Here is a 25,777-nt window from a genome sequence, read left to right on the forward strand (position 1 = left end):
AAGTTTCGCGGCATGCGCAAGAGCATGCGCGCTCGCCGTTCCTTTCGCTTCGCAAGGAGATTCGCACGATGGATTACGTGAAACTGGGTACGACCGGCCTCGACGTATCGCGGCTCTGTCTCGGCTGCATGACCTATGGCGTATCGGAACGCGGTACGCATCCGTGGTCGCTCGACGAGGAGAAGAGCCGTCCGCTCATCAAGGAAGCGCTGGACGCCGGCATCAACTTCTTCGATACGGCCAATGTCTATTCCGATGGTACGTCTGAGGAAATCGTCGGACGCGCGCTGCGCGACTTCACGAAGCGGGACGACATTGTGATTGCGTCGAAGGTGTTCAATCGCATGCGGCCCGGCCCGAACGGCGCGGGCCTGTCGCGCAAGGCGATCTTCAACGAAATCGACAACAGCCTGCGGCGCCTGGGCACGGATTATCTCGATCTGTACCAGATCCATCGCTGGGACTACGCGACGCCGATCGAGGAAACGCTCGAAGCACTGCATGATGTCGTGAAGGCGGGCAAGGTGCGCTATATCGGCGCGTCGTCCATGTATGCGTGGCAGTTCAGCAAGGCGCTCTATACCTCGCGCGCCAATGGCTGGACCGAATTCAGGACCATGCAGAATCACCTGAACCTGCTTTACCGCGAGGAAGAGCGCGAGATGCTTCCGCTGTGCAAGGACCAGGGCATCGGTGTCCTGCCTTGGAGTCCGCTCGCGCGCGGCCGTCTCACGCGTGACTGGGACACGACGAGCGCACGTCAGGAAACGGACAAGTTCGGCAGCACGCTATACAAGACCGATGGAGCCGATCGCGCAGTCGTGGAAGCGGTCGCCGCTCTGGCTCAAAAGCGCAACGTGCCGCGCGCGCAGGTTGCGCTCGCCTGGGTCGCGCAGAAGGCGCCGGTGAGTGCGCCGATCATCGGCGCCTCGAAGCCCGGTCATATCGGCGATGCAGTGGCGGCCTTGTCGCTGAACCTGACAGCGGACGAGATCGCAGCGCTTGAAGCGCCGTATGTGCCGCACGCCGTGTCGGGATTCAAATGACCCATGCGGGTTGAGACGAGGCCGCGGGGCTCATAACTGCGATTCGATCGGCAGCAGCCCGAGCATCCAGATACCCGCGCGCTTCAGCGTGGACACCTCGGGTTCGGTGTCGAGCACGGTGGTCGTGCCATCGGCGGTGGTGTCGATCCAGACCATGCGCCGATGGCCGGCGCCGTCGTCGCGCAGTTCGACGCGCCAGGCAATACGGTCGATCTGCTTGTCGATGCCATCCGCCACTTCCGTCGCGGCCTGCGCGCTTTCGCAATACACGCCGATTTCCGTGTTCAGCTGCACCGAGCGTGGATCGAGATTCATCGAGCCGATGAAGATGCGCGTCCGGTCGAACACATAGGTCTTCGCATGGAGCGAAGCCTTGGACGATCCGAATGTGCTGGTCTTTTGCATTTTGTCTTCATTATTCGATGTGACGGGTTTCAGTTCATAAAGCGTCACACCGGCTTCGAGCATGTCGCGGCGATAGCGCTGATAACCCGCATGCACCGCCGCAACGTCCGTGGCCGCCAGCGAATTGGTGAGCACGGTGACGCGCACGCCGCGCGCGGTCATCGAACGCAGCCATTGCACGCCTTGGCTGCCCGGCACGAAATACGGCGACACGATCAGCATGTCCTTGCGAGACTCGAAGTTCAGCGCCTTCAATTGCGACATCAAATGCCCTTCGCTGTCGCCGGGCGCGCGGGTGATCTTCGCGGGATCGTCGTAGAGGAGCGTGGCCTTGCCCCACGAGAAAGCGCCGTCGTGCGACTGAAGCACGTCGGCCATGCGTTCGCGAACCTGCGCGACATAAGGCGAATGACGTTCCGCCAGCAGATAGGCATCCAGCTTGTCGCGATAGCTTCGCAGCGCGTCGGGATCGGCGGGACGGCCCACGAGCGATTCGATCGGATAGGCCGCAGCCGAATTCCAGTAGAGGTCGAACGCGTCGGACACGTCACGCACCACCGGTCCATGCACGAGCACATCGAGATCGCCGAAGGCCACCGTGCTGGACGCGCCGAAGTATTCATCGCCGATATTGCGGCCGCCGAGAATGGCCGCCTGGTTGTCGGCAATGAGCGCCTTGTTGTGCATGCGGCGATTCACGCGAAAGAATTCCATCGCCGAGCCGAGCTTCTTGAAGCTGCGGTTCGCCACCGGATTGAAGAGCCGCACCTGGATGTTCGGATGTGACGCGAGCGCGAGCAGGAAGCGGTCGTCGGCGTTGGTGCCGAGGTCGTCGAGCAGGAGACGCACGCGCACGCCGCGATCCGCCGCCCGCATGATCGATGCCGCCATTTCGCGGCCCGTCAGGTCGTCGTGCCAGATGTAGTACTGCAGGTCGAGCGAGCGTTCGGCGCGCTCGCTCAGGATCACGCGCGCAATGAGCGCGTCCATGCCGTTCGGAAGCAGATGAAAGCCGTTGTCGCCCGGATGTGCTTGTTCGCTCGTCGGGAACGCCCGGCCCAGCGACGTGTTGGTGGTGTCCGTGACGGCCTGGGTCTGCACGCGTCCCGTCTGCGGCGGCAGGCTGGCGCAGGCGCCCAGCAGGAGCAGCGCCAGCGCGGCCAGCCATGTGCGCAGAGTCATCGCGGACTCTCCGCTGCGCGATCATGCAGCGGCGTCGTCCCGGCACGCCGCCTGCCTTCGCTCAGACGCGCGCGCACGAAACCGATGTGTTCGCGCAGCACATAAAGTGCATCGACATGGGCGAGCGGCATCTTGAGCGTGTTGAGCGACTCTTCGATGTAATCGAGTTCCACGAGCAGCGCACGGCGTTCGGTTTCATCGACGATCTTCATCGCGCCGCGTTCCACCGCAATCAGCGCGCCGTAGTAGCGATAGATGCGCGAACGCACGCGCCAGCGGTACAGCCAGGGCACGATGCGCAGCGCGGGAAGGATCAGCACCGCGACCGGCAGCAACAACACGAGCGCGCGGTCCGCGATGTTGGCGAGCCAGAACGGCAGCGTGCGATACAGGAAGCTCTTGCCCGAGCGATAGTAGCGGCTGGCATCCTCGCTGATCGGAAACTCGTGCGCGACCGCACGCGGAAACTGCCCGGCGGGTTGCAGCAGGCTGGCCGTGCCGTGTACTTCCTGCGCAGCTTCGATGAGCAGATCGGACAGCGCGGGATGCAGGCTCGGCCGCGCGACCAGTTCGAGCATCGGGCTCACCAGATGCACGGTCTCGGGCGGAATCAGGCGGCCCAGGTCGAGTATGCCGGGCGGCAGTTCGATGTCGTCCAGATAAGGAAAGAGGCGGGTATAGGCGCGCGCTTCCTTGAAGTTCATCACGGAGATGCCGGGCACGCGCAACAGACGCAGCATGAGGTCGCGCGTCGCGGAGTCGCCGGAGAGCAGCACCGCGTCCGCTTCGTTGCTGACGAGTTGCGTGGCGGCCTGCAGGCCGTCCGTCGGCAGAAGCTGCGTGTCGGCGCCCGGATAAACGCCGTTTGCTGCGAGCAGCTTGAGCGACAACGTGCGCGTGCCGCTGCCTTCGCGGCCGATGGCAATCCGCTTGCCCTCGAGCTGCGACAAAAGTTCAAGCCCCTTGCCGCGATAGAACACCACCAGCGGCACATAAGACACGCTGCCGAGCGAGACCAGCTTCGACGCCTGTTCCTTGGTCGCGATGCCGCCTTGCACGAGCGCGAGATCGACATGCTGTTGTGGATCGAGCAGGCGGTCGAGGTTTTGCACGGAGCCGTCCGAAGGCAGCACTTTCAGCGTGATGCCGTTGCGCGCGAGGATGGCCGCGTATTGCTTCGAGATGACGTAGAAGGAGCTGTCGGGCTGGCCCGCGCTCATGGTGATGGTGCGGGGCGGCGCGGGATCGACGAGCCAGTAGACCAGCGCCGAGATGATCGCGATGATGAGCACGACGGGGCCCGCGGTCCAGATGACGTCGTGCAGGACCCCTTTCGCGTGATCGTCGGGCAGATGAGGACGCTTCATGCGATGTCTCGTCATGAGCGCATGCTCGTGGTTGCCTGTGCGTCGGGGAAGACATCGGGCATGGCGTGCCTCTGTCGGAAGCGGCGTTGATCCGCAGTGTAACGCCTCGTGCCGGCAAAGCGACAGGGCCGGCACGCAGGCGGCCGACCTTCGGGTTCGCCACTACCGGTCATGCCCAGTGCGCGGGCACCCACACCGCGCCGGCATAGTGGCCCGGAATCCAGATCGCGCGGCGCGGCGCGACATAGATGACCTTGATCGGCGGCGGGGGCGGGGCCACATACACCGCCTTGACAGGCGGCGGAGGCGGAGCCACGTACACGGTCTTGACGGGCGGCGGCGGAGGCATCACGACGACTGCCGGGGGCGGCGGAGGCGTTGTCACGACCACGGTCGCCGGCGGCGGAGGAGGCGGCGTCACGATCAAGGGCGCGGCGACCACAGTAGCCGAGCCCGTGACGACTGCCGTGCTCGTGGTGGTGACCGCGCCGCCGCCGGAGACCGTCGTGACATGCGTACCGTTCGTGGCCGTCGCGCTGCCCGACGTGACGACCACGCCCGGCGCCACGCTCGTCGCGCTGCCCGAATGCGTGACCGTGCCGCCGCTTGCCGTATTGACCGTTCCGGAACGGTTGCACGTATAGCCCGCGCATTGGGTCGATGCCGTATGCGTCGAGGTGTTGCCGTTCGGACCCGTCACCGAGCCGGACGAGTTGTATTGACCCGGCGAAGTGCGCGTGACGGTGTCGGTACCGGTCGCGGTCTTGCCGTTCGGGCCGGTCGCGCTGCCGTTGTGCGTGCAGCTGCCGCCTGCGCAGCTCGTGTCGCCGGCGTGCTGCACCGAGCGGCCGTTCGGGCCGTATGCGGTGCCGCTGTTGCTGAACTGCCCCGGCGAGGTCCGTGTCACGGTGCCCGAGTTGGTGGCCGTGCGGCCCCAGGGGTTCTCGACAGCGCCCGCATGCGAGCAACTGCCGCCGCCGCAGGAGCCGACATGCGCGCCCTGATACTCACCACGCCCGGTATAGGCCGTGCCGCCGCGCGCCCAGCCCGCGAAGGCGGAACCGCTGCACAGCGTGAGCGCCGCGGCCGTGGCGGCGATGAGCAGGGTATGCATGCCGCGCTTCTGAAGACTTCTGTCTGATGCGAAAGTCGAACGGGTATTCACGGGATGTTCCTCTCGGTTGCCTTGGGCCACATCGTGTTTCGGGTGGCGACGGAACGGACTATAGAGGCAGCCTCATCCAAAGTCCCGCGAGGACTTGTTTCACGCGATGTCACATGTCCCGGCGCCCCGTCCCAAGCCGTTCCGACATGATTTCGCGGCTTGCGTCACACTAGCGGCTGCTGCGGATCCGCGCATTCGTCACAACAAAATCGAAGGCTTCATCATGCCCACTGCTTCACGCATCAAGGTCGCGGTACTCGACGATTACCAGAACCTCGCCCGTTCCATGGCCGACTGGTCCGCGCTCGATGCACGCGCCGACATCACCGTCTTCAACGATCACATTGCCGAGCGCGAGGCGCTGCTCGAACGACTGCAACCGTTCGATGTGATCTGTGCCATGCGCGAACGCACGCCGTTGCCGCGCGACATCATCGAGCATCTGCCCAACCTCAAGCTGATCGCATCCACCGGCTCGGCCAATGCATCGATCGATCTCGACGCGGCAGCGGAGCGCGGCGTTGACGTGCGGCATACGGGCTATTCGTCCACGCCGACGATCGAGTTCACCTGGGCGCTGATCCTCGCGATGGTGCGCGACATTTCCGGCGAGAACCGTTCGCTGAAAGAGGGCGGCTGGCAGACTGGTCTCGGTAGCGAGCTTGCCGGCAAGACGCTCGGGCTGCTCGGACTGGGGCGCGTGGGATCTGCAGTCGGTGTGATCGGCCGCGCATTCCGCATGAACGTGATCGCGTGGAGCCAGAATCTCACCGCCGAGCGCGCAGCGGAGAAGGGTATCGAACGCGTCGACAAGGACACGCTGTTCAAGACCTCCGACGTGCTCTCGGTCCATGTGCGCCTGAGCGAACGGACGCATCATCTTGTCGGCGCGACGGAGCTCGGCCAGATGAAGCCGACCAGCCGGATCGTCAATACATCGCGCGGACCGATCATCGACAATGCGGCGCTGATCGACGCACTGAAGTCGAAGCGTCTGGCAGGCGCGGCCATCGACGTGTACGACCAGGAGCCGCTCGCCGCGAACGACCCGCTGCGCTCGCTGCCCAACCTGCTCGCGACGCCGCATATCGGTTATGTGTCGGAGGAGCTGTATCGCACGTTCTATGGCGATACGGTGCGCAATATCGTCGAATGGCTCGATGCCCGCGAGGGCTGAATGCAACGCTATTGGCCCTGTGAAGGCGGTTGCGGATTGTTCGCGGGGTTTGTATCGTACTTGCGGATCTCCGTAATCGCGTCGCTTGCCAACGCGTGGAGATCCGCTTCCAATGCATCGGCCAAGGGCTTTTCATAGACTTCGTCGCCGTTCACATGGAACGTGAACGCTTCGAGGTACTTCGCCTTCTTCGCGGGATTCTCGATGGTGTCGCGCGTCCATCGATACAACGGATAGCCTTCGATACCCTCCCGCTCCGCTTGTGCCACATAGCCCGCGAAGGCGTCGTACTGGCAGATCAGGACAGCGTCATGTTTCGCGAGCAAGGCGCCGAGCGGCGCAAGCTTGTCGTCGAACTCATCCTGACGCGCCCGCGCCGCGCACTCAGGCGCGAGCCTGATACGAACCTGATACAGCAAGACTGGGTTCATGACGTCCTTTCAGTATTGAAAGCGATGGAAGCGCTCGCGTGCGCGCGCCGCAACTCTTGCACTACACTCCCGAATCATCGCGAAGCACGCCAGCCATCACCGTCTCTTCATTGCAGTTCTTCATTGCAGGCGACGACCAGGAGGAGGGTAACAATGAGTCTTCGGCATTCGATGTCCTGTCCATGTTGCGATACTCAATCGGCTGGCGCAAGCCGCCGCCGCTTTCTTGCGCTGGCGGGTCAGGGTGCCGCGGCGCTCGCGCTGTTCCCGCATCTCGCGTACGCCGATAACGACGTGCCGTCGATTCCCTACGACTCCGTGCCCGATCCCGTGCGTTTGCCGCGCGACATGTACTTCGGCGAATGCTCGGGCGTCGCGGTCAATTCGGCGGGCCATGTGTTCGTGCTGTCGCGCGGCAACAGCACCGGGCCGGCCTATGGCGCGGCGGCGGCGCAGTTGCTGGAGTTCGACCGCAATGGACGCTTCGTGCGCGAGATCGGTCATCGGCTCTATGCGTGGTCGTTCGCGCACACCGTGAAGGTGGACCGGCAGGACAACGTCTGGGTCACGGACAAAGGCTCGGACATGATCATCAAGTTCACGCCGGAAGGGCGTGTCGCAATGGTCTTCGGCCGCAAGCAGGAAGCCGCGGATGAAGACACCGCGCCGCTCAAGCATCCGAATCCGCCCTTGCCATCGGAGCCGGGACGCTTCCGGCAAGTCACGGACGTCGCGTGGGATACCTCGGGCAATACCTACATCAGCGATGGCTATATCAACTCGCGCGTAGCGAAGGTGGATCGCGACGGCAACTGGCTCAAGTCATGGGGCGATCGCGGCACGGGACCGGGGCAGTTTCATACGCCGCACAGCATTGCCGTCGATGCGAACAACATGGTCTATGTCGCGGATCGCAGCAACCGCCGCATCCAGGTCTTCGACGGCGAGGGCAACTTCCAGCGGCAGTTCACCATCGACGTGCCGGTGCCGCCGGATGCGCGGCCGGCCATCGGCAACATGCCCGATGAGGCAGCGCTCGCGGCAGGCACCTTCGCGCCGGGATCGCCGTGGGCCATCTGCATCTCGCCGGGTCCGAACCAGGTGCTCTATTCCGCCGATGCTTTCCCGGGCCGCATCTACAAGCTGTCGCTCGATGGCAAGCTACTCGGCGTGCTCGGCCGCTCCGGCAAGCAGCTGAAACAGTTCGGCTGGATTCACGAGATGGCGTGTCCCTCGGAGAACACCTTGTTCGTCGCCGAGTTGCTCAACTGGCGTGTGCAGAAGCTGGTGCTGCATGCGTGATCATTGATCGGCGCGCCGCCTTGAACCCATCGACATGATGGGCCTGGGCTGCGCGTCGCGCCGTTCTTCGCGCCACGCTCGCAACGTGTCGAGGGCCACCGAGTTGCGCACGTAGCGATGCCAGACGAAGGCGAGATCGAAGATCAGGATGGCAAGCCACCACGCGTAGAGAAAGAACAGTCCGCCGAGCACGACGGGCCACAGTGGCTTGCCCGCCAGATCGCCCCATAGCCTCACGCCGACGATGAGCACCATCATCAGTGTGCCCAGCGCGACGAGTACGCGCCGTCCCCAATGCGGTTTGCGCGGCGCTATCCATCCGCTGATCGCGCAGACGAGTCCGGCCAGCACGAAGACCGCTTTGCCGACGAGCGGGTCCGCGACATCGCGATGCAGGATGCCGGCGAACGGGCTGGCGAGGAACGCGGCGACGCCGCTCACGAGGACGAACCAGAAGAGAAGCGCGCCGGCTGCGAATGCGGCGAGCGCGACGATGCGCCATCGCAGCCATGCGCCCGTGCGATGCGTGCCGCGTGCCTTTACCAGTCGTGGAATGCGCGCGGCGATCGTGGTGCCCATCAGCAGGCAGGCGAGGGCGAACACCGAGCGCGTGAGATAGATGAACTCCGGCGCCGTGCTGTCGGAACCCGCGCCCGAATCCGATGAGGCCGTGACGGCCTTGTAGATGAAGAACACCGCCAGAAGATGCAGGGCGAAGCTGAGCAGATAGGGCACTGCCGTGCTGACGAAGCCGCGCGCGCGCCGGTTTCCTGGAGGGCGTGTCGTCGTCTCGCCGAGCACGACGTTGTCGATGAAGTGGCCGAAGACTTCTGAGTCGGTCCAGTAATCGGTGTGCGCCTTGCCGGGCAGCCAGTAACGCGAGAAGCCGATGTCGTCGGCGTGTTCGTCGAACTCGAATGCGCGGCAGCCGTGGTGATCCAGGAATGCGCGCGCGGTGTCCAGAGCGAAGCCGACGGGATCGCCGTAATCGTAGTAGTTGCGCCATTTGATCGGCGCGCGCAGCGTGAGCGGTCCGCCCGGACGGTCGACTTGCGTGACCGTATCGCCGTGCGTTTCGCTCCTCAGTTGCATGCCTTCCCATAGCTTGGGCCAGAGCAGGATGTGCTTGTCGATGGGCGAGCCGATCGTCATGAAGCCGCGCAGGCTCTGCACCCAGTCGGTGCTGATGATCTGCTTGCTGTCCTTGGGATCCGCCACGGTGGGCATGGACAGCGCCTGCAGGATGCCAAGGAAGCTGATCACGGTGCCTTCGCTATGGGCGACGACGTAGACCTCGGGCGCGCACTGGCAACGCTCTGTGGCGAGTGCCACGAGTCGTTCCATCACGCGATGAAAGCGGAAGACGATGGTGTCGCGATGCTGCTTGAAATCCGCGACGAGCTGCACGTCGCCGACGTAGTCGCGCAGCATCGGCGCGAGATCGAACTTGAAGATGCCCGCTTTCTCCGCGACGGCAAGCAGGCTCTGCATGACGGCCACGGTCTCGACGATTTCTTCCACCACGCCTGCGGCCAGCGAGAAATCGGCGGGCTCGAGCTTGCGTTCGTCGACGTTCAGCATGTAGGCCGCTTGCGCGCGGCTGACGATGGACAGGCCCCAGGCCTTGCTCTCCTCGAGCGTGTCGTCCTGCTTGACGACCTCGCGCGGGATGTCGGCCCAGTAGACCTCGGCGAAGCCCAGCGCCGAGTAGAAGTCGCGTTGCGCCGGCGTATAGGGGCCGACTGGGGGAAGGTCGAGCTGGCGTACGTCCACTTCGCCGACGCCGGCGATATCGAAGTAGCCGAGCGGCATGACCGGCAGCGGCGGGTCGTAGCGCGCGCCGAACTGGCTGGCGACCGAACGCACCGTGTCGCTGTGCAACTGGTTGCCGATGCCGTGAATCGCGACGACGATTTTCTGCACGCGTGGCGAATCAGTGGTGGGTGAGGCGGACCATGCGTTGCCCGAGCCGGCTTGTGCGTCGAGGGATGAGGCGTTCATGTGCGTCTCCCGATGGCGTTGCGTCAGCGCTTCTTGGTGTCCCTGCGTGTGCCTGCATGGCATGGCGTGTTCGGGCCAGTAAAGCGGACCGCCTGCATGCCCCGGCCGCGTTCGCGATGCTCGAAGCAGGTTAGTTCATTTTTAAGACAAAGGGGCGACTTTGGGCGTGTACTGCATTTGCATGCCGATGCCGCGCAATCGGCATTTTGCGTGCGTGATGCTGCATGCAAAATTCAACCGCCGCGCGACTGTCCCGTCGCGATGGCCACGCCGTTCCACAGATGCATCGCCGCGTAGGCCCGCCACGGCCGCCAGCGTTCCGTGCGAGCGCGTTGCTGCGCGGGTTTGACGAGCGACGGATCCCGCTTCGCGATGGCCTGCATGAGCACGAGGTCGGCATCGGGCCAGGCGTCGGGATCACGCAGCGCACGCATGGCGACATAGCCGACCGTCCAGGGTCCGATACCGGGCATCGCGAGGAGATCGCGCTGCAGTTGGGCGGTATCGGCGCCGGGCGTGTCGAGCGGCAGTGCGCCGGAAGCGACGGCCTGAGCGAAGTTCTGCACGGCCTGGACGCGCTTCGTCGGCATGCCGATCTTGTCGAGATCCGCGTCGGCGAGTTCGGCCGGCGTCGGAAAGCGCCACGCGGTGCCCTCGTGCGGATGCCCTTCGATACGCCTGCCCGCGCGCTGGACGATGCGGTTCATGATGGTCGAAGCGCCTTTCACGCTCACCTGCTGTCCAACGATGGTGCGCACCACCAGTTCGAAGCCCGACCATGCGCCTGGCACGCGCAGACCCGGCGCGGCTTCGACGAGGGGAGCCAGGATCGGATCGGCGGACAGGCAGCGAGCGATTTCGCGCGGGTCGGCGTGCAGGTCGAACATGCGGGACAGCGGCGCGGCGAGTTCCTGCGCGTGGCGGGCCGCGGCGCCTTCGACTGTCACGACGAGACGATGTTTGCGTGCATGGGGCAGGACTTCGATCGTACCGTCGTCGCCGCGCCATTCGATCGCCCGCCTGTAGACGCCGTCATTGACCGATTCCACGCCCGCCGACGCGCGCCCTCCGATGAAGCCCAGCATGCGGGTCCAGTCGAACGGGCGCCTGAAGGGCAGTTCGAGCGAGGCGGATGGTGGGTCGATGGTCGAATGCATTCTGAATGCAGGATGCCGGATGGTCGAATGAACGCCGATCTTAACCCGGCCGGCCAGGGTAGCCGGGCGCCCCATGGCAAGCGGATGAAGCAGTGGCGCACTCATTTCCTGCTAAGTCTCGACGACGACAATGCGTCTCACAGGCAGCGCAAGCCGCAGCCTGATTCCGACAACGCAAGACAAAGGAGCCTGTCATGAACGCCTTCTCGATCAGCATCGCCGCCATCCTCCTGACCGCTGCCCTGGCCGGTGTGGCGCCCGTCTCGCACTACGCCCAACATGAAATCGCCACGCTGCGCGCGCACGAAGCCAATACCCGCGCACTGGTGCAACCGGGTGCGGGAAGCGGTCTTCAAGCCTGAGAGGGCCGGTGATTCAGCGGCGGTGTGTTACGGGCGGCGCGCGAGTTCCAGGGTGTGCGCGCTCACGAACTGCCTGAACTCCGCATCCTGGGACAGCAATTGGCGCGCGCTCGTGACCAGTTGCGGGCGGCGGTCCCACTGATCTGAACGCACGATGCAGCGCGACAGCACCTCGGTATAGATGGGACGCATGCCTTCCCGATCATGGCCGGCGGTGAGATGGGCGAGGCGGATTTTTTCGTCGCGCGTGAGACCCCGGACGAGGCAGTCGACGGTCTGCCGGTCCATCGCGGCCTGCGCCGCTTCGAAATCCGGCGAACGGTAGGTAGCGAAAGCTGTGATGGCAAGCACCGCGCCGAGCGCAATGCACGCACCTCGAAATTTGGTCAAGTTGTTCCCCGATGGATGGCTCTGACGGCCAATCGGGGCGTATCGTACCTTACCTCTGACGTTATGGTGCAGGCGCTACATTACCTGGTGTGGTCTGCCGCGCGTTAGTCTTTATCCGCCTTCCTTTTCCTCGCTGCCGGGGCTTTCACCGTCGTCAGCGTCCTCTCGGCCAGCACCGCATCTCGCTTTGAGAGCAAGTGTCTGCGCAGGATCTCGCCCATGCGCTTGCCGTCGCGCGCCTCGAGCGCCTCGATCATGTCTTCGTGATCGTGAATGGCGCTGTCCCACTTCGGCGTCTGGAAATTCGAACGGAACCGCAGCGCCATCAGGCGACGGTTGATCGACACGTAGGTCTGGCGCAAAGCCGTATTGCGCGCGGCTTCGTTGATCTTGTCATGGATGGCCTGATTGCGGCTGTAATAGCCGGAGAGGTCGTTCTGCGCGCGGCAGGCGAGCATCGCATAGTGCAGCGCCTTGATTTCCGCGATTTCGAGCGGCGTGATGCGCTCGCACGCCAGCTCGCCTGAGAAGGCTTCGAGCCCGCTCATCAGTTCGAACATCTCGCGGACTTCCAGCTCGCTCATTTGCGAGACCGACGCACCGCGATTCGGCGAGATATCGATCAGGCCTTCGGCGGCCAGTACCTTGAGCGCTTCGCGCAGGGGTGTGCGTGAAATCCCGAGCGTCTCGCAAAGCTTGCGTTCATTGAGCTTCACGCCAGGCGCGAGCAAACCTTCGACGATAAAGCCGCGCAGGTGATCGACCACGGTGTCGTGCAGGCGCAGACGCTCGACCCTGGGCAGAGACTGGGCGAGATGGGCTGATGGTAAATCGGGATTTTGCATTCAATACCTCGAATTTCATTTGCGGCAATTTTAACCCAGCCCTACTGGAAAAAACCGCCAACGGGTTATCCCTAGGCCGTTCGGCCGATGTTTTCCTTTACCCCGGCAAGTCACCGCGTTATTGTATTTTGCATGCAAAATCACATTTGAGGACGCGATTTCATGCTCAAGCTCGACTTCCATCCCGCCGGCCGCCACTTCCTGCAGATTCCCGGACCCAGCCCGGTGCCCGACCGGATCCTGCGGGCGATGAGTTATCCGACCATCGATCATCGCGGTCCGGAGTTCGGCGCGCTCGGGCTGAAGGTGCTGGAGGGCATCCGGAAGATCTTCAAGACGGACCAGCCCGTGGTGATCTATCCGGCCTCGGGGACGGGAGCGTGGGAAGCAGCGCTCTGCAACACGCTGAGCCCGGGCGACACGGTCCTCATGGTTGAGACCGGTCATTTCGCGACGCTCTGGAAGAAGATGGCCGAGAAGCTCGGCCTCAAGCCGGAGTTTCTTGGTTTGCCAGGTATCGAAGGCTGGCGGCGTGGCGTGCAGGCAGACCAGATCGAGAAGCGTCTGCGCGAGGACACGCAGCATGCGATCAAGGCGGTCTGTGTCGTCCATAACGAAACCTCGACCGGGGTGACCTCCGACATTGCCGCCGTACGGCGTGCCATCGATGCCGCTTCGCATCCTGCATTATTCATGGTGGATACCATCTCCGGGCTGGCCTCGGCGGATTACCGGCATGACGAATGGGGCGTCGACGTGACCGTCTCCGGATCGCAGAAAGGGCTCATGCTGCCGCCGGGAATCAGCTTCAATGCGGTGTCGCAGAAGGCGCGCGAGGCGTCGAAGCGAGCGACGCTGCCGCGCGCGTTCTGGGACTGGACCGAGATCATCGAGATGAACCAGCAGGGCTATTGGCCCTACACGCCGAATACAAACCTGCTCTATGGGTTGTCCGAGGCGCTCGACATGATCCTCGACGAAGGGCTGGACGCTGTCTTTGCCCGGCATCAGCGGCTGGCGGCCGCCTGTCGCGCGGCGGTCACGGCATGGGGGCTCGAGATTCAGTGCGCGGATCCCGCTGTTTATTCGCCGGTGCTGACCGGCGTGATGACGCCAGAGGGCGTCGATGCCGATGCCGTGCGCAAGCTCATCTACGAGCACTTCGATCTTTCGCTGGGGACGGGCCTCGGCAAGGTGAAGGGCCGCATGTTCCGCATCGGGCATCTGGGCGACTGCAACGATCTCACGCTGATGGCCGCGCTCACCGGGTGCGAAATGGGCCTCAGGCTGGCGGGCGTCGGGCTGAAGAGCAGCGGCGTGACGGCGGCGATGGACTATCTGACAAGCCACGTCGCGAAGCCGGCGTTCAAGGCGGCTGCATGAGCGCCGCATTCGACGCCGACGCGCTCGCGCAGCTTTTCGTGGAGGCGCGCGCGCATCACGCGCGGCTGGATTCGCTTCCGCCGGCCCTGCGTCCGGGTCATTCCGATGACGCCTGCGCCGCGCAGGATGCCACGTTGCGCGCACTGGATGCGGCCATCGGCGGATGGAAGGTGGGCGCGAAATCGGTGGATGGACCGATTCAGGGCGCGCCGCTTCCTGCCGGCGGCGTGCAACATTCCGGCGCGCGCCTCGCAATGTCCGCGTTCGGCCAGGCGGGTCTCGAACTCGAAGTCGCGTTCAAGTTCAATCGGCGCTTCGAACCCGGCAGCGGGCCGTATGGAGAGGAGGACATCCTCGCGTCGATCGAGTCGGTGCATGCCGCGATCGAGGTCGTCGCGAGCCGCTTCGCTCTGTACCCCAACGTGGACAAGCTTTGGCAACTCGCCGATCTGCAGAACCACGGCGCGCTGATCGTGGGCGACGGCGTGCCGTACGACGCCTCGTACCCATTCGTCGCGCCCGCCATGACTTTTGAATACAACGGCGCGCCGCTGTTCGACGGCACGCCCGCCAACCCCGCTGGCGATCCACGCAGATTGCTGGCGTGGACGGTGAATCACTGCGTGTCGCGCGGACATGCACTGGAACGCGGCACGGTGCTGACGGCGGGCTCGTACACCGGCATGGCCTTCCCGAAGGCGCCCGGCACGGCGCTGGGCAGGATTGAAGGTCTGCCGCCCGTCGAATTGCATTTCGCATAACGCATTCAGCATTCAAACAGCGACAATGCTCAACTCTCCCACCGACCGGCTCGTCAAGCCCATTCATCTGATGCCCGCCTCGGCGCGCGCTCGTCCGGGGTCGTCGCCGACACCGTTGCAGGCGCGCCTTCAGCGCGAATTGAAGGGCGACGTGCTGTTCGATTCGGCGTCGCGCGGGCGCTATGCGACCGATGCCTCGATCTACCAGATCATGCCGCTCGGCGTCGCCGTGCCGAGAGATCAGGCGGACTTGCGCCTGGCGCTGCAGATTGCCGCGGAGCAGGGCGCGAGCGTTCTTGCGCGTGGCGCAGGCACCAGCCAGTGCGGGCAGACGGTGGGCGAGGCGCTCGTCATCGATACGACTAAGTGGCTCAACAACATCATTCACTTCGACAAGGACGCGCGCACCGTCACGGTCGAGCCGGGCGTCGTGCTGGATCATCTGAATGCGTGGTTGAAGCCGCACGGATTGTGGTTTCCGGTGGATGTCTCGACGAGTGCGCAATGCACGATCGGCGGGATGGCGGGCAACAACTCGTGCGGGTCCCGGTCGATGGAATACGGGATCATGGTGCACAACGTCGACGCCATCGACGCGATCCTCGCCGACGGCCATGAAACGCGCTTCGGCAAGCTGGCGGACATGCCGCAGGATGCGCGTAGCCGGGATCTCGTCGAGGCCGTGCGCGGCATTGCGCTGCGCGAGCGTGCGGAACTGCGTGAACGCATCCCGAAGGTCCTGCGGCGCGTGGCCGGCTACAACCTCGATCTGTTCGATTGTCAGAGCCCGCTGCCCTTCAACGATGACGGTCAGCCCAATCTCGCCAATCTGCTCGTCGGTTCGGAAGGCACGCTCGCGTTCAGCCGGCAGCTGACGTTGAAGCTTGCGCCGTTGCCTGAGCACAAGACGCTGGGCGTGGTGAACTTCCCGACCTTCTGGGCGGCGATGGACATGACGCAGCACATCGTCAAGCTCGGCCCGGTTGCAGTGGAACTGGTGGACCGCACGATGATCGACCTTGCGATGTCCAATCCCGCGTTCCGGCCGGTGATCGGCAAGGCACTGACAGGCAATCCCGAGGCGATATTGCTCGTTGAATTCGCGGGCGCCGACCGTGATGAACAAGTGACGAAGCTGGCCCGGCTCGTCGAACTGATGAACGATCTCGGCCTGCCGGGTTCCGTCGTCGAAATGCCCGATGCAGGCCCGCAAAAGGCGCTGTGGGAAGTGCGCAAGGCCGGGCTCAACATCATGATGAGCATGAAGGGCGACGGCAAGCCGGTGTCCTTCATCGAAGACTGCGCAGTTCCGCTCGACCATCTCGCGGACTATACGGCGCGTCTGACGGAAGTGTTCCGCAAGCACGGCACGGAGGGTACGTGGTATGCGCATGCGAGCGTCGGCACGCTGCATGTACGGCCGATCCTCGACATGCGCCGCGACGGGGCAGGCAAGATGCGCGCGATCGCAGAGGAAGCCGCGGCGATGGTGCGCGAATACAAAGGTGCGTATTCGGGCGAGCACGGCGACGGGCTGTGTCGCGGCGAATGGGTGGCCTGGCAATACGGTCCGCGCATCAACGAGGCGTTTCGCGACATCAAGCAGTTGTTTGATCCAGAGAACCGGCTGAGTCCGGACCGGATCGTAGCGCCGCCGAAGATGGATGATGTCGCGAACTTCCGCTTTCCGCCTTCGTATCGCGAGCACGCGGTCGAACCGTTGCTCGACTGGTCGGCGTGGAATGTCACGCGCGATCCGTTGACGGGCGACGAAGGGGCACCGGGCTCCGGCGGCGATCGTTCCGGCGGTCTCGCGAAAGCGCTCGAAATGTGCAACAACAACGGCCATTGCCGCAAGTTCGATGCAGGCACGATGTGTCCGAGCTATCGCATCACGAAGGACGAGCAGCATGTCACGCGCGGTCGCGCCAATACGCTGCGTCTGGCGCTATCGGGACAACTCGGCGAGGACGGCCTGGCCAGCCAGGATGTCAAGGATGTACTCGACCTGTGCGTCTCGTGCAAGGGCTGCAAGCGTGACTGCCCGACGGGCGTCGACATGGCGCGCATCAAGATCGAGGCGCGCGCGGCCTGGACGAAGCGTCATGGCTTGCGATTGCGTGAAAGACTGATCGCGTTCCTGCCGCGTTATGCGCCGCTTGCGAGCCGCATGCCGGCGCTCGCAAACGGGCTCGAAGCCAACATGCCGGGCGCGGCGCGCTGGCTCAAGGCGAAGCTCGGTCTTGCGCCGCAGCGTGGCCTGCCACGCTTCAAGAAGCCGTTTCTCGGTGGCTCCGCGAGACAACAAGTTGCATCCGCAACCAAAGAAGTCCTGCTGTTCGTCGATACGTTCAACAACTATATCGAGCCTGAAAACGCCCGCGCTGCGCAGCAGGTGCTCGAAGCGGCGGGCTACGCCGTGCATCTGAACGTGAAGGCCGGTGAGCGGCCGCTGTGTTGCGGGCGCACGTTCCTGTCGGCGGGACTCGTCGACGAGGCGAAGGCCGAGGCGCGCCGTACGCTCGACATCCTGCTGCCGTTCGTCGAGCGCGGCGTGGCCATCGTCGGACTCGAGCCGTCGTGCCTACTTTCGTTACGCGACGAATTCCTCGGCTATGGCTATGGCGAAGCGGCGCGCAAGCTCTCGGAGGCCTCGTTCCTGTTCGAGGAGTTCCTGGTGCGCGAAAAGGCCCAGGGGCGATTGCATCTTGAATTCAATACGCTAAATGCAAAGAAGGCGCTGCTGCACGGACATTGCCATCAGAAGGCCTTCGACGCCGTGCGTCCGGTCGAGCAAGTGCTGGGCTGGATTCCGGGCCTCAGCGTGAAGACGATCGAATCGTCGTGCTGCGGCATGGCCGGAAGCTTTGGCTACGAGGCGGAACATCATGCGGCGTCGCAAGCCATGGCCGAGCTGTCGCTGTTGCCGGCGGTGCGCGAGGCAGGCGACGCACTCATCGTGGCGGACGGGACCAGTTGCCGGCATCAGATCGCGGAGGGCGCACAACGAGACGCCCTGCACGTGGCGCGCGTCCTTGCCATGGCACTGGATATACGAGCACTCGATTCAAAAGACTGACGACATCATCCATCGACGCACACAAGCGGGCCGTAACGAGCCGCGAAGGAGACGAGACATGACATCACCGCGCAAGCCCCGCATTCGCAAGCTGCGTCGCCGCATGCAGTAGGTGCATGCAAGAGCCGCTTTTCAGACGACTGCCAGAAAGCTCATCCGACGTACCCAAAGAAAGTCCCGCATGACGTGATGACCGGAGCCCGGCCTGCGCAGGGCATCGTGTTCACGCACGCGGCTACACAAGGAGACGATGATGTTCCGTCGAGCCACGACGCGCGTTCTGCTGCTGCTATGCGCGATGTATTTCATCACCTATATCGACCGCGTGAATGTCAGCACGGCGGCGAGCCAGTTCGGAGCTGAACTGGGTCTTTCGCATACGCAAGTGGGCTTTGTGTTCTCGGCCTTCGCGTACCCGTATCTGGTGTTCCAGATCATTGGCGGCTGGGTAGGCGATCGCTTCGGACCGCGGCGTACCCTGACGCTGTGCGCGATTATCTGGGCCGGCGCGACCATCCTGACCGGCCTTGCAGGCGGCTTCGTGTCGCTCATCGTGGCGCGGGTGCTGCTGGGCCTTGGCGAAGGCGCGACCTTCCCGACGGCGACGCGCGCCATGTCCAACTGGATGCCGGCCGATCAGCGCGGCTTCGCGCAAGGCATCACGCATGCCGCATCGCGCATCGGCAATGCGGTTGCGCCGCCGCTCATCGTATGGCTGATGGTCGCGACGAGCTGGCGTGGCGCTTTTCTGATCACCGGTGTCATCAGTTTCGCGTGGGCCATCGCCTGGGTGTTCTATTTTCGCGACAACCCGCGCGACCATCCGCGCATCACGGAAACCGAATGCGCCACCCTCGCCACCTATTCCGGCGTGAAGGAGCGCGCGCCTGTGCCATGGCGTACGCTGCTGGGCCGCATGGCCCCGGTGACGGCCGTGTACTTCTGCTACGGCTGGGTGCTCTGGCTCTTCCTTGGCTGGATTCCGCAATACTTCCTGCACAGCTATCACATGCAGCTCGGCAAGTCAGCGCTCTTCGCGTCGGGTGTGTTCTTCGCGGGCGTCCTCGGCGACTGGCTCGGCGGTTCGTTCACCGACCGCATCCTGCGCAAGAGCGGCAACGTGCGCCTCGCCCGCAACGTGATGGTCGGCGTGTGCATGTTCCTCACGCTGCTGTCGCTTGCTCCGATCATGTTCGTTTCCAACATATCGATCACGCTTGCCGCCGTCTGTCTGTCCGCCGGCTTCTTCTTCAACGAGATGACGATTGGTCCGATGTGGTCCGTGCCGATGGATATCGCCCCCAGGCATTCCGGGACCGCGGCCGGCATCATGAATTCGGGTTCGGCGCTGGCGGCGATCATCAGTCCGGTGGTGGGTGGCTGGCTGATCGATCGTACCGGCAACTGGAACCTGCCGTTCACGGTCTCGATGATCCTGATGGCGGCGGGCATCATCCTGTCGTTCATGATGCGGCCCGACCGGGTGCTGGAGGAGGAAGCGGAAGCGCAGGACGCGGCGCACGCGCGCAAGTTCGTCTAGCTCGGTGAATGCCGCGGTTCAATGCATTTTGCATGCATAGGACCGCGGCGAATGAAGCCTTCTTGCCACGGTCAGACCAGGGCGTCGAAACCCATCAACACCCGCAACGGCAGAGCCGGAATTTCGCATAATGCATTCATCATGCCGCATGCAACGATATGATCGGAACCTGACCTGACAAAGACGCCCGCCATCGCCATGACGCTTTTGCCCCCACCCGCCGCCCGCACCGGCGATCCGCTCACCGCGGTTGCCACGCCGTCGCTCTTGCTCGACCTCGAAGCCTTCGAGGCCAACCTCGCCGCGATGGCAACATTCGCCGCTCATCATGGCGTCGCGCTACGCCCGCATGCGAAGGCGCACAAGGCGAGCGAGATCGCGAAACGGCAGATCGAGGCCGGCGCCGTGGGGGTGTGCTGTCAGAAGCTCTCGGAAGCGTATCCGTTCGCGGCAGCGGGTATTCGCAGCATCCACGTCAGCAACGAGTTCGTCGGTGCCGACAAGCTGGCGATGGCCGTCGAACTTGCGTCGCACGTCCAACTCTCCGTGTGCGTGGATGCGTTGCCGCAGGTGCGCGCCCTCGGGCGTGCGGCATCCGAGGCCGGCGTCACGATCGACGTGCTGCCCGAAGTCGATGCTGGACAGCAGCGCTGCGGCGTCACCGGCGAGGACGCCTTGCTCGAACTCGTCGACGCCATCGCGGCGCAGCGTGCCTTGCGCTTTGCCGGCATCCAGGCGTATCACGGCGGCATACAGCATGTCGCCGACTGGAATGCCCGCAAGACTGCCGCCAATCGCGCGGCCGATATCGCCGCACGCTACGTTCGTGCGCTGGACGCGCGCGGCGTTCGCTGCGACGTCGTGACGGGCGGGGGCACTGGCACGGTCGAATTCGATGCCGCGAGCGGCGTGTTCACCGAATTGCAGCCTGGCTCATACCTTTTCATGGACGGCGATTACGGCAGCATCGGCTGGGAAGGGGCGCTGCACTGGCGACATAGTCTGTACGTGCTTTCCACCGTGATGAGCGCGACACGTCCAGGCATGGCCGTTTGCGATGTCGGATTGAAAGGGCTCGCGGTGGATTCGGGCCTGCCGCGCAGTGCGCACTGGCTCGACGGCCGTAGTGCGCCCGTGTTGAACTACATCGCCGCGAACGATGAACACGGCATGCTGCATGCAAAAAACCATCTCAACGAAGACTTCGAACCGCTCGTCGGCGCACGTCTGCTGTTGCCGCCAGGTCATTGCGACCCGAGCGTCAATCTCTACGACGAGTACGTCTGCTATCGCGGCGGGCGCGTCGTCGACATCTGGCCCATCGACGCCCGCGGCCTCTCACGCTAGGCGCGCGTCACTTCGCCGGATAGAGCGTGCTGATCAGCGCATCGAGATCGGCGACGATCAGGCCGATGACGAATTGCGCCGCTTCCTGCGCGCCATGCGTCGGCGTCTGCGCGGCGAGCGCCGTCTTCAGCGCGCTGACTGACGCCCGTGCCTGCTCCAGCTTGCCGCCATCCTGCTGCGGCGATGCGAGCACGCTCGCCAGCAACTCGAACAGCGTCTGCAACGTTCGGCCCATATCGCCGAGACGCGCCGCGCAGGATTGCCGGTCCAGACCCGACACCGCTTTCGCGAGAAACGTTGCGTCGCTGTGGAGACGTTGCAGAAAGGGCGCCGCCTTGTCGATGCCATCCGAGCGGCTGTTGTGTACGAGCACGATGATGTGCTCGCGTTCGGCTTCCTTCAGGGCGTCGTCGAGCGCCTTCTGCGCAGCCACGCTTTGCGCTTCGAGTTGCGTCTCGCGGGCCGCGTCCTGATTGCCGGTCAGATAGAGACCGATGAGCTGGCCGAGACTTCTCAGCGTGTCAGCGACGCTATGATGCGCGGCCCGCAACGCGCGATTCGGCCAGAGCGCGGTCACTACAAACGCTGATATGGCGCCAATCAGGATTTCCAGCACGCGATGCAGCGGCCGCTCGAACGGTGAACCCGGCCCTGCCGGAATCAGCACGACGATCACCAGCGTCACGCAGGCCAGCCGGAAGGCGGGACGTTTCGCGCTGACGGCAGCCAGCGGAATCAGGGCCACGCTGAAGACCGCGAGCGGCGGTGCGCCATACTGCATCGCGACGATGCCGAGCACGCCGACCAGCGCACCGATACACGCGCCGATGATCTGATCCCGCGCGGTGTCCACGGCTTGCGTGAGGCTGGGTTGCGTGACGACGACGAGGGTCGTGATGAGCGCCCAGTAACCTTCGGGAAGCGCGGCGAGACGCGCGGCGCTATAGCTGATGGCGCAGCTCATCAGCGTGCGCAGCAGACGGCGCGCTTCGGGTGCGCCGAAGAACGCATGCAGGCGGCGTCGGGTGCGGGTGATCGCAATCATGCGTGGCAGGGTGTCGACGAACAGGTCGGTGCTGCATTATGCCAAGGTGCCACGCATGATGTGCGCATGCTTCTGTTTTATGTCACGGCATGCCCTATTACGAAACGGCCGACGTCGCTGTTGCGCCGGCCGCTCAACGCACCGGCCCCGCATTCAGCGGCAGCTTCGAGGAACGCGCGCTGTCGGCCGTCATCTTTGCTCCGCTGGCCTTGTAGCCGTTCGATTGCAGCAGGAAGGCCATGATGTCCGCATAATCCTGATCCTTCAGCTTGCCGGGACGATCGGCGGGCATGTTGGTCGCCATGTAAGTGAAGATGCCGCCCACCGTCAAATGCGAGTTCGCTGCCGGGGCGAATGCCGGCCCCTGCAATGCCGGCGCCGTGATGCCCTGCAATTGCGCTCCATGGCACTTGGCGCAGGAACTCGCATAGAGCGTCTTGCCGTGCGCGGTCTGCGCCGGCTCGAACGAAGGCAGGTCGATGCCACCTTCGTTCGCCACCTTGATGAAGCGACCGGCCCGCGACGCGTTGGTGTCGGCGAGCATGATTCCCGGGCGCAGGGCCGTCGCGACTTCGGCAGGCATCGTCCAGTGCCGCGTGAGCGCCTGCAATGCGCCGTCGTTGCTCATCGCGGTGAGCGCCGTATCGATCCGCGTGCGTAGTGCTTCGCTTCTCGGACTGAATGCAAAAGTCAATTTCCAGTTTGCATACGGCGACTGCGTGAGCGCCACCTTGAAGCTGCGGTCCGGATGCGCGAGTCGATAGGCCACGACTGCGGGATACCAGACGATCGCCCGTCGTGCGCGGCCCGACGCGACGGCTTCGACAGTCGATGCCGAGGTGTTCTCCAGATCGAGCGTCACGTCGGCCTGCTGGACCGCGATCAGTTGCGCGGGGCTTGCATAGGTCGCGGCGGTCGTGCGCATGGCCGTGGCGTCGAGGTCGGCTCCGGGCGTCTCGATGCTGACATAGCCGGCACGCAGATAGCCACGCGAGAAGTGCATCTTGCCGCCGGAGTCATCGGCAACGGCTGAGCGTGGAAAGCCCGCGATCACATCGCAGCCGCGCGCGAGTGTCCTGTCGAGTTCCTTGAGCGATACGCCGTCGTCGTCGCCGTCTCCGATGCCTTTCTCGATGACGGTCGCCGCGATGCCCGCGCGCGCGAACACGGCCTGTGCGATGGAGCGGTCGAGTGCCGCCGAAGGGCTGCCGGGAAAGGTGCAGACCTTGACGGCCGCATCCGAGGGCGACGGCGCGAGTGCGACGCATGCCGTCAGCATGCTCACGGCGCGAAGGCGGTTGAGTGAGGGATTCATGTGTATGCGTCCGGTGGTTCGGTGGGAGCCGCGAGCGCGGGATAGGATGCGCTCGCGTGCAGTCGATCAGGTGCGATTGAGCGCGAACACGTAGAGCGTGCCGCCGCGCGGCACCTTGTCCGCGGCCTTGGCCATCGGGCCGCCCCAGATCGGATTGGCGCCGCCATAGCCGGCCAGCACCGCGACGTATTCCTTGCCGTCGATCTCGTACACCGAAGGCTGCGCGATGATGCCGCTCGCAAGCTTCGGGCTTTGCCACAAGACCTTGCCGGTCTTCTCGTCGAAGGCATAGAGGTGGCCATCGAGCGAGCCGCTGAAGGCGAGGCCGCCCGCGGTCGTCGCGACGCCGCCGTTCCATGGCAGCTTGGTCCAGTGACTCCAGACCTTCTTGCCGGTATCCACGTCGATGGCCTGCAGTTCGCCATAGCCCCGGCTATTGGGTTCCGGCTTGATCTCGAAGCTTTCGCCGAGATAGGGAAGACCTTCCATGTAGTTCACGGACTTGCCCGACAAGGACATGCACGCATGCAGTGCGGGGACGATTGCAAGATGCGTCTGCGGATCGTAGGACACCGACCACCAGTTCTTGCCGCCCAGGAAGCTCGGACAGGTTTCGATGGTCGTACCGGCCTTTGGATACTTCGATGCATCCTGCACCGGCTTCCCTTCGCTCGAATAGCCCGTCACGGAAGTGGCGGTGACGAAGGGACGCGCATAGATCAGCTTGCCGCTGGAGCGGTCGATGGCATGGAAAAAGCCGTTGCGATCCGCGTGAATGATCGCGTCGTAATCTCGGCCTTCGTACTTGATGCTGGCGAGCACGGGCGTGTTCACGCCGTCATAGTCCCAAGTGTCGTGCGTCGTGTATTGATAATGCCATTTGAGGTCGCCGGACTTCGGATCGAGTGCGAGCAGCGAGTCGGAGTAAAGGTTATCGCCAGGACGAAGATCCGCGAGCCACGGACCGGGATTGCCCACACCCCAGTAGAGCGTCTTGCTTGCGGGATCGTAGGTGCCCGTGAGCCATGCGGGCGCGCCGCCGTGTTCCTGCGTGCCGTCCGGCCATGTATTGCCGCCCGGTTCCTTCGCGCCGGGAACGGTGAAGCGCTTCCACAGGACCTTGCCATCGCCGGGATCAAGGGCGGCGATGAAGCCTCGCGCCCCGTACTCACCGCCCGAGCTGCCGACGATGAGCGCACCGTCGAGCGCCAGCGGCGCAAGCGAGAATGCATAGCCGGTGCCCGGATCGAACATCGCTTTCTTCCACACGAGTGCGCCGCTCTGCGCGTCGAGCGCGGCGACCTCGCCGTTCAGCATCGCGACATAGACATTCTTGCCGTAGAGCGCAACGCCTCGGTTCACCACATCGCAACAGGCGGTCTTGAACGATTCAGCGCCGAGTCCCGGTTCGTACTTCCACAGCTGCTTGCCGGTCGCGGCATCGAAGGCATAGACGTTATCCTTCGGCGTGGTCACGAAGAGATAGTGGCCATTCACGATGGGTGTCGCTTCGAAGCCTTGCTGAAGATCCGCGGGAAACTTGTAGCTCCATGCCTGCTTCAGTCCCTTTACATTGCCGGTGTCGATCTGCTTGAGCGGCGAATGGCCGTGACCGTTATAGGTGCGGTAATAAGTGAGCCAGCCGGGATCGTCCTGCGCATTCGTCAGGCGGTCGTACGTGACGTCCGGATACTGTGCGGGGGACGTGGCAGCTACGGCCATCGCGGCGCTCGCGGCCAAGGTTGCGAGCGCCGCCATGCGCATGGCGAGGACTGGGCGTGTCTTCATCGTTGTCTCCTGGGGATTCGGGTGCGACGTGTCGTTGGAATCTGTATAGGCATGCCAATCGGTTGCCGGATCATCAAGGCAAGTCATATGCCATTCGTGACCGATGTGTTCGTCCGCCTTGCTGCATGGGCATGTCGCGTGACGCTTCACGCCTTGGCGATGAACGCGCTGCAAGTTCGTGTGTGTTGCAAGCTGAAGCAGTGGAGCGGTGGCTTGTTGACCGATGTGACACTGCGGCTTCGAAGACAGATCAATCGAGCCAGCCGAGCCTGCGCGCCTCATCGATGAAGCGATAGATGTCGGGCGCGAGGCCGTACGCGCCGAAGTGCGCTTCGAGTTCAGTGATGATGTCGTCGAGTTCGCGCGTGCCGTTGCAACGCGCGAGGATTTCGCCTGCGCTGCGATTCAGTTCCATGCCGCCAGGAAGATGCAACAGTTCGCAGGTGCGCCGGTCAGCGCGCCAACGCAACTCGAGCGGCGCGCGCAGGCGTGGACGCTTGCTTACGTTCGTCTCGTTCATGGGAGCGTGCGGGAAGAAGAAGGGATGGCCCGGGTCTGACTGGAATCAGATCCGGGCCGTCATCAGCGATGCATCAGCGCGTTGCGATGTACATCGTGATTTCGAAGCCGAAGCGCAGGTCAGTGAAGGCAGGCGTGGTCCATTCCATGATCATCTCCTTGAATGTTTC

22 protein-coding genes are annotated in these 25,777 nt (G+C 64.1%); 9 read left to right on the top strand and 13 right to left on the bottom strand.

Annotation, left to right across the window (positions count from 1 at the left end):
* Positions 1 to 68 precede the first annotated feature (68 nt).
* Positions 69 to 1,046 carry an aldo/keto reductase gene (locus tag QCE88_RS25030; protein WP_309907364.1) on the top strand — a complete coding sequence of 326 codons (978 nt, stop codon included), beginning with the start codon at positions 69 to 71 and terminating at the stop codon, positions 1,044 to 1,046.
* A gap of 30 nt (positions 1,047 to 1,076) precedes the next feature.
* Here the strand turns inward: QCE88_RS25030 and QCE88_RS25035 are convergent, their stop codons facing one another.
* The 3 genes from QCE88_RS25035 to QCE88_RS25045 form a co-directional block, all read right to left on the bottom strand.
* The gene (locus QCE88_RS25035; protein WP_309907366.1) at positions 1,077 to 2,633 is read right to left on the bottom strand and encodes a phospholipase D family protein; all 1,557 of its coding nucleotides are present in this window, start codon (positions 2,631 to 2,633) and stop codon (positions 1,077 to 1,079) included.
* Entirely contained in the window at positions 2,630 to 4,000 is a 1,371-nt protein-coding gene (locus QCE88_RS25040) for a TAXI family TRAP transporter solute-binding subunit (RefSeq protein WP_309907368.1), read from the bottom strand. Before QCE88_RS25040 ends, QCE88_RS25035 begins: the two co-directional genes overlap by 4 nt.
* Before the next feature lie 169 nt (positions 4,001 to 4,169).
* Positions 4,170 to 5,114, bottom strand: coding sequence for a hypothetical protein (locus QCE88_RS25045; RefSeq protein ID WP_309907370.1), 945 nt, complete (start codon positions 5,112 to 5,114; stop codon positions 4,170 to 4,172).
* A 274-nt stretch (positions 5,115 to 5,388) separates the two neighbouring features.
* On the opposite strand from QCE88_RS25045, the gene QCE88_RS25050 reads away from it, so the two are divergent.
* Entirely contained in the window at positions 5,389 to 6,342 is a 954-nt protein-coding gene (locus QCE88_RS25050; protein ID WP_309907372.1) for a D-2-hydroxyacid dehydrogenase family protein, read from the top strand.
* A gap of 8 nt (positions 6,343 to 6,350) precedes the next feature.
* On the opposite strand, the gene QCE88_RS25055 is transcribed toward QCE88_RS25050, so the two are convergent.
* Positions 6,351 to 6,773: a hypothetical protein gene (locus QCE88_RS25055; protein ID WP_309907374.1), complete on the bottom strand. Its 423-nt coding sequence runs from the start codon at positions 6,771 to 6,773 to the stop codon at positions 6,351 to 6,353.
* Between the two features lie 153 nt (positions 6,774 to 6,926).
* On the opposite strand from QCE88_RS25055, the gene QCE88_RS25060 reads away from it, so the two are divergent.
* Positions 6,927 to 8,075, top strand: a complete 1,149-nt coding sequence (locus tag QCE88_RS25060; protein WP_309907376.1) for a peptidyl-alpha-hydroxyglycine alpha-amidating lyase family protein — start codon at positions 6,927 to 6,929, stop codon at positions 8,073 to 8,075.
* On the opposite strand, the gene QCE88_RS25065 is transcribed toward QCE88_RS25060, so the two are convergent.
* Positions 8,076 to 10,076 carry an MFS transporter gene (locus QCE88_RS25065; RefSeq protein WP_309907378.1) on the bottom strand — a complete coding sequence of 667 codons (2,001 nt, stop codon included), beginning with the start codon at positions 10,074 to 10,076 and terminating at the stop codon, positions 8,076 to 8,078.
* Positions 10,077 to 10,309: 233 nt separating this feature from the next.
* The gene (locus QCE88_RS25070; RefSeq protein ID WP_309907380.1) at positions 10,310 to 11,233 is read right to left on the bottom strand and encodes an AlkA N-terminal domain-containing protein; all 924 of its coding nucleotides are present in this window, start codon (positions 11,231 to 11,233) and stop codon (positions 10,310 to 10,312) included.
* Between the two features lie 194 nt (positions 11,234 to 11,427).
* On the opposite strand from QCE88_RS25070, the gene QCE88_RS25075 reads away from it, so the two are divergent.
* Complete coding sequence (locus tag QCE88_RS25075; protein WP_309907382.1) at positions 11,428 to 11,595, top strand: hypothetical protein; 168 nt, start codon at positions 11,428 to 11,430, stop codon at positions 11,593 to 11,595.
* A 27-nt stretch (positions 11,596 to 11,622) separates the two neighbouring features.
* Here the strand turns inward: QCE88_RS25075 and QCE88_RS25080 are convergent, their stop codons facing one another.
* A complete protein-coding gene (locus QCE88_RS25080; protein ID WP_309907384.1) occupies positions 11,623 to 11,985 on the bottom strand; it encodes a hypothetical protein in 363 nt (120 codons plus the stop codon).
* 104 nt (positions 11,986 to 12,089) lie between these two features.
* Positions 12,090 to 12,830 carry a GntR family transcriptional regulator gene (locus tag QCE88_RS25085; RefSeq protein ID WP_309907386.1) on the bottom strand — a complete coding sequence of 247 codons (741 nt, stop codon included), beginning with the start codon at positions 12,828 to 12,830 and terminating at the stop codon, positions 12,090 to 12,092.
* A gap of 162 nt (positions 12,831 to 12,992) precedes the next feature.
* Here QCE88_RS25085 and QCE88_RS25090 point away from each other — a divergent pair, with 162 nt between their 5' ends.
* From QCE88_RS25090 to QCE88_RS25110, 5 genes are all read left to right on the top strand, one after another.
* The gene (locus QCE88_RS25090) at positions 12,993 to 14,213 is read left to right on the top strand and encodes an aminotransferase class V-fold PLP-dependent enzyme (protein WP_309907388.1); all 1,221 of its coding nucleotides are present in this window, start codon (positions 12,993 to 12,995) and stop codon (positions 14,211 to 14,213) included.
* Positions 14,210 to 14,974, top strand: a complete 765-nt coding sequence (locus tag QCE88_RS25095) for a 2-keto-4-pentenoate hydratase (protein ID WP_309907390.1) — start codon at positions 14,210 to 14,212, stop codon at positions 14,972 to 14,974. The genes QCE88_RS25090 and QCE88_RS25095 overlap by 4 nt, the downstream gene beginning before the upstream one ends.
* A gap of 25 nt (positions 14,975 to 14,999) precedes the next feature.
* Positions 15,000 to 18,053, top strand: coding sequence for an FAD-linked oxidase C-terminal domain-containing protein (locus QCE88_RS25100; RefSeq protein WP_309907393.1), 3,054 nt, complete (start codon positions 15,000 to 15,002; stop codon positions 18,051 to 18,053).
* A gap of 250 nt (positions 18,054 to 18,303) precedes the next feature.
* Complete coding sequence (locus QCE88_RS25105; RefSeq protein ID WP_309907395.1) at positions 18,304 to 19,593, top strand: MFS transporter; 1,290 nt, start codon at positions 18,304 to 18,306, stop codon at positions 19,591 to 19,593.
* Positions 19,594 to 19,791: 198 nt separating this feature from the next.
* Positions 19,792 to 20,940, top strand: coding sequence for a DSD1 family PLP-dependent enzyme (locus tag QCE88_RS25110; protein ID WP_309907397.1), 1,149 nt, complete (start codon positions 19,792 to 19,794; stop codon positions 20,938 to 20,940).
* A gap of 7 nt (positions 20,941 to 20,947) precedes the next feature.
* Here the strand turns inward: QCE88_RS25110 and QCE88_RS25115 are convergent, their stop codons facing one another.
* From QCE88_RS25115 to pqqA, 5 genes are all read right to left on the bottom strand, one after another.
* Entirely contained in the window at positions 20,948 to 21,985 is a 1,038-nt protein-coding gene (locus tag QCE88_RS25115; RefSeq protein WP_309907399.1) for an FUSC family protein, read from the bottom strand.
* Between the two features lie 133 nt (positions 21,986 to 22,118).
* Positions 22,119 to 23,300 (bottom strand): c-type cytochrome, encoded by a 1,182-nt coding sequence (locus tag QCE88_RS25120; protein ID WP_309907401.1) that lies wholly within the window; start codon positions 23,298 to 23,300, stop codon positions 22,119 to 22,121.
* A 66-nt stretch (positions 23,301 to 23,366) separates the two neighbouring features.
* Positions 23,367 to 25,088, bottom strand: a complete 1,722-nt coding sequence (locus QCE88_RS25125; protein WP_309907404.1) for a methanol/ethanol family PQQ-dependent dehydrogenase — start codon at positions 25,086 to 25,088, stop codon at positions 23,367 to 23,369.
* A gap of 250 nt (positions 25,089 to 25,338) precedes the next feature.
* Positions 25,339 to 25,608 carry a pyrroloquinoline quinone biosynthesis peptide chaperone PqqD gene (pqqD, locus tag QCE88_RS25130; protein WP_309907406.1) on the bottom strand — a complete coding sequence of 90 codons (270 nt, stop codon included), beginning with the start codon at positions 25,606 to 25,608 and terminating at the stop codon, positions 25,339 to 25,341.
* A 73-nt stretch (positions 25,609 to 25,681) separates the two neighbouring features.
* On the bottom strand, positions 25,682 to 25,756 hold the full coding sequence (gene pqqA, locus QCE88_RS25135) for a pyrroloquinoline quinone precursor peptide PqqA (protein ID WP_309908762.1): 75 nt from the start codon (positions 25,754 to 25,756) through the stop codon (positions 25,682 to 25,684).
* Positions 25,757 to 25,777: the final 21 nt, after the last annotated feature.

Source organism: Caballeronia sp. LZ035 (genome assembly GCF_031451175.1).
Taxonomy (GTDB): domain Bacteria; phylum Pseudomonadota; class Gammaproteobacteria; order Burkholderiales; family Burkholderiaceae; genus Caballeronia.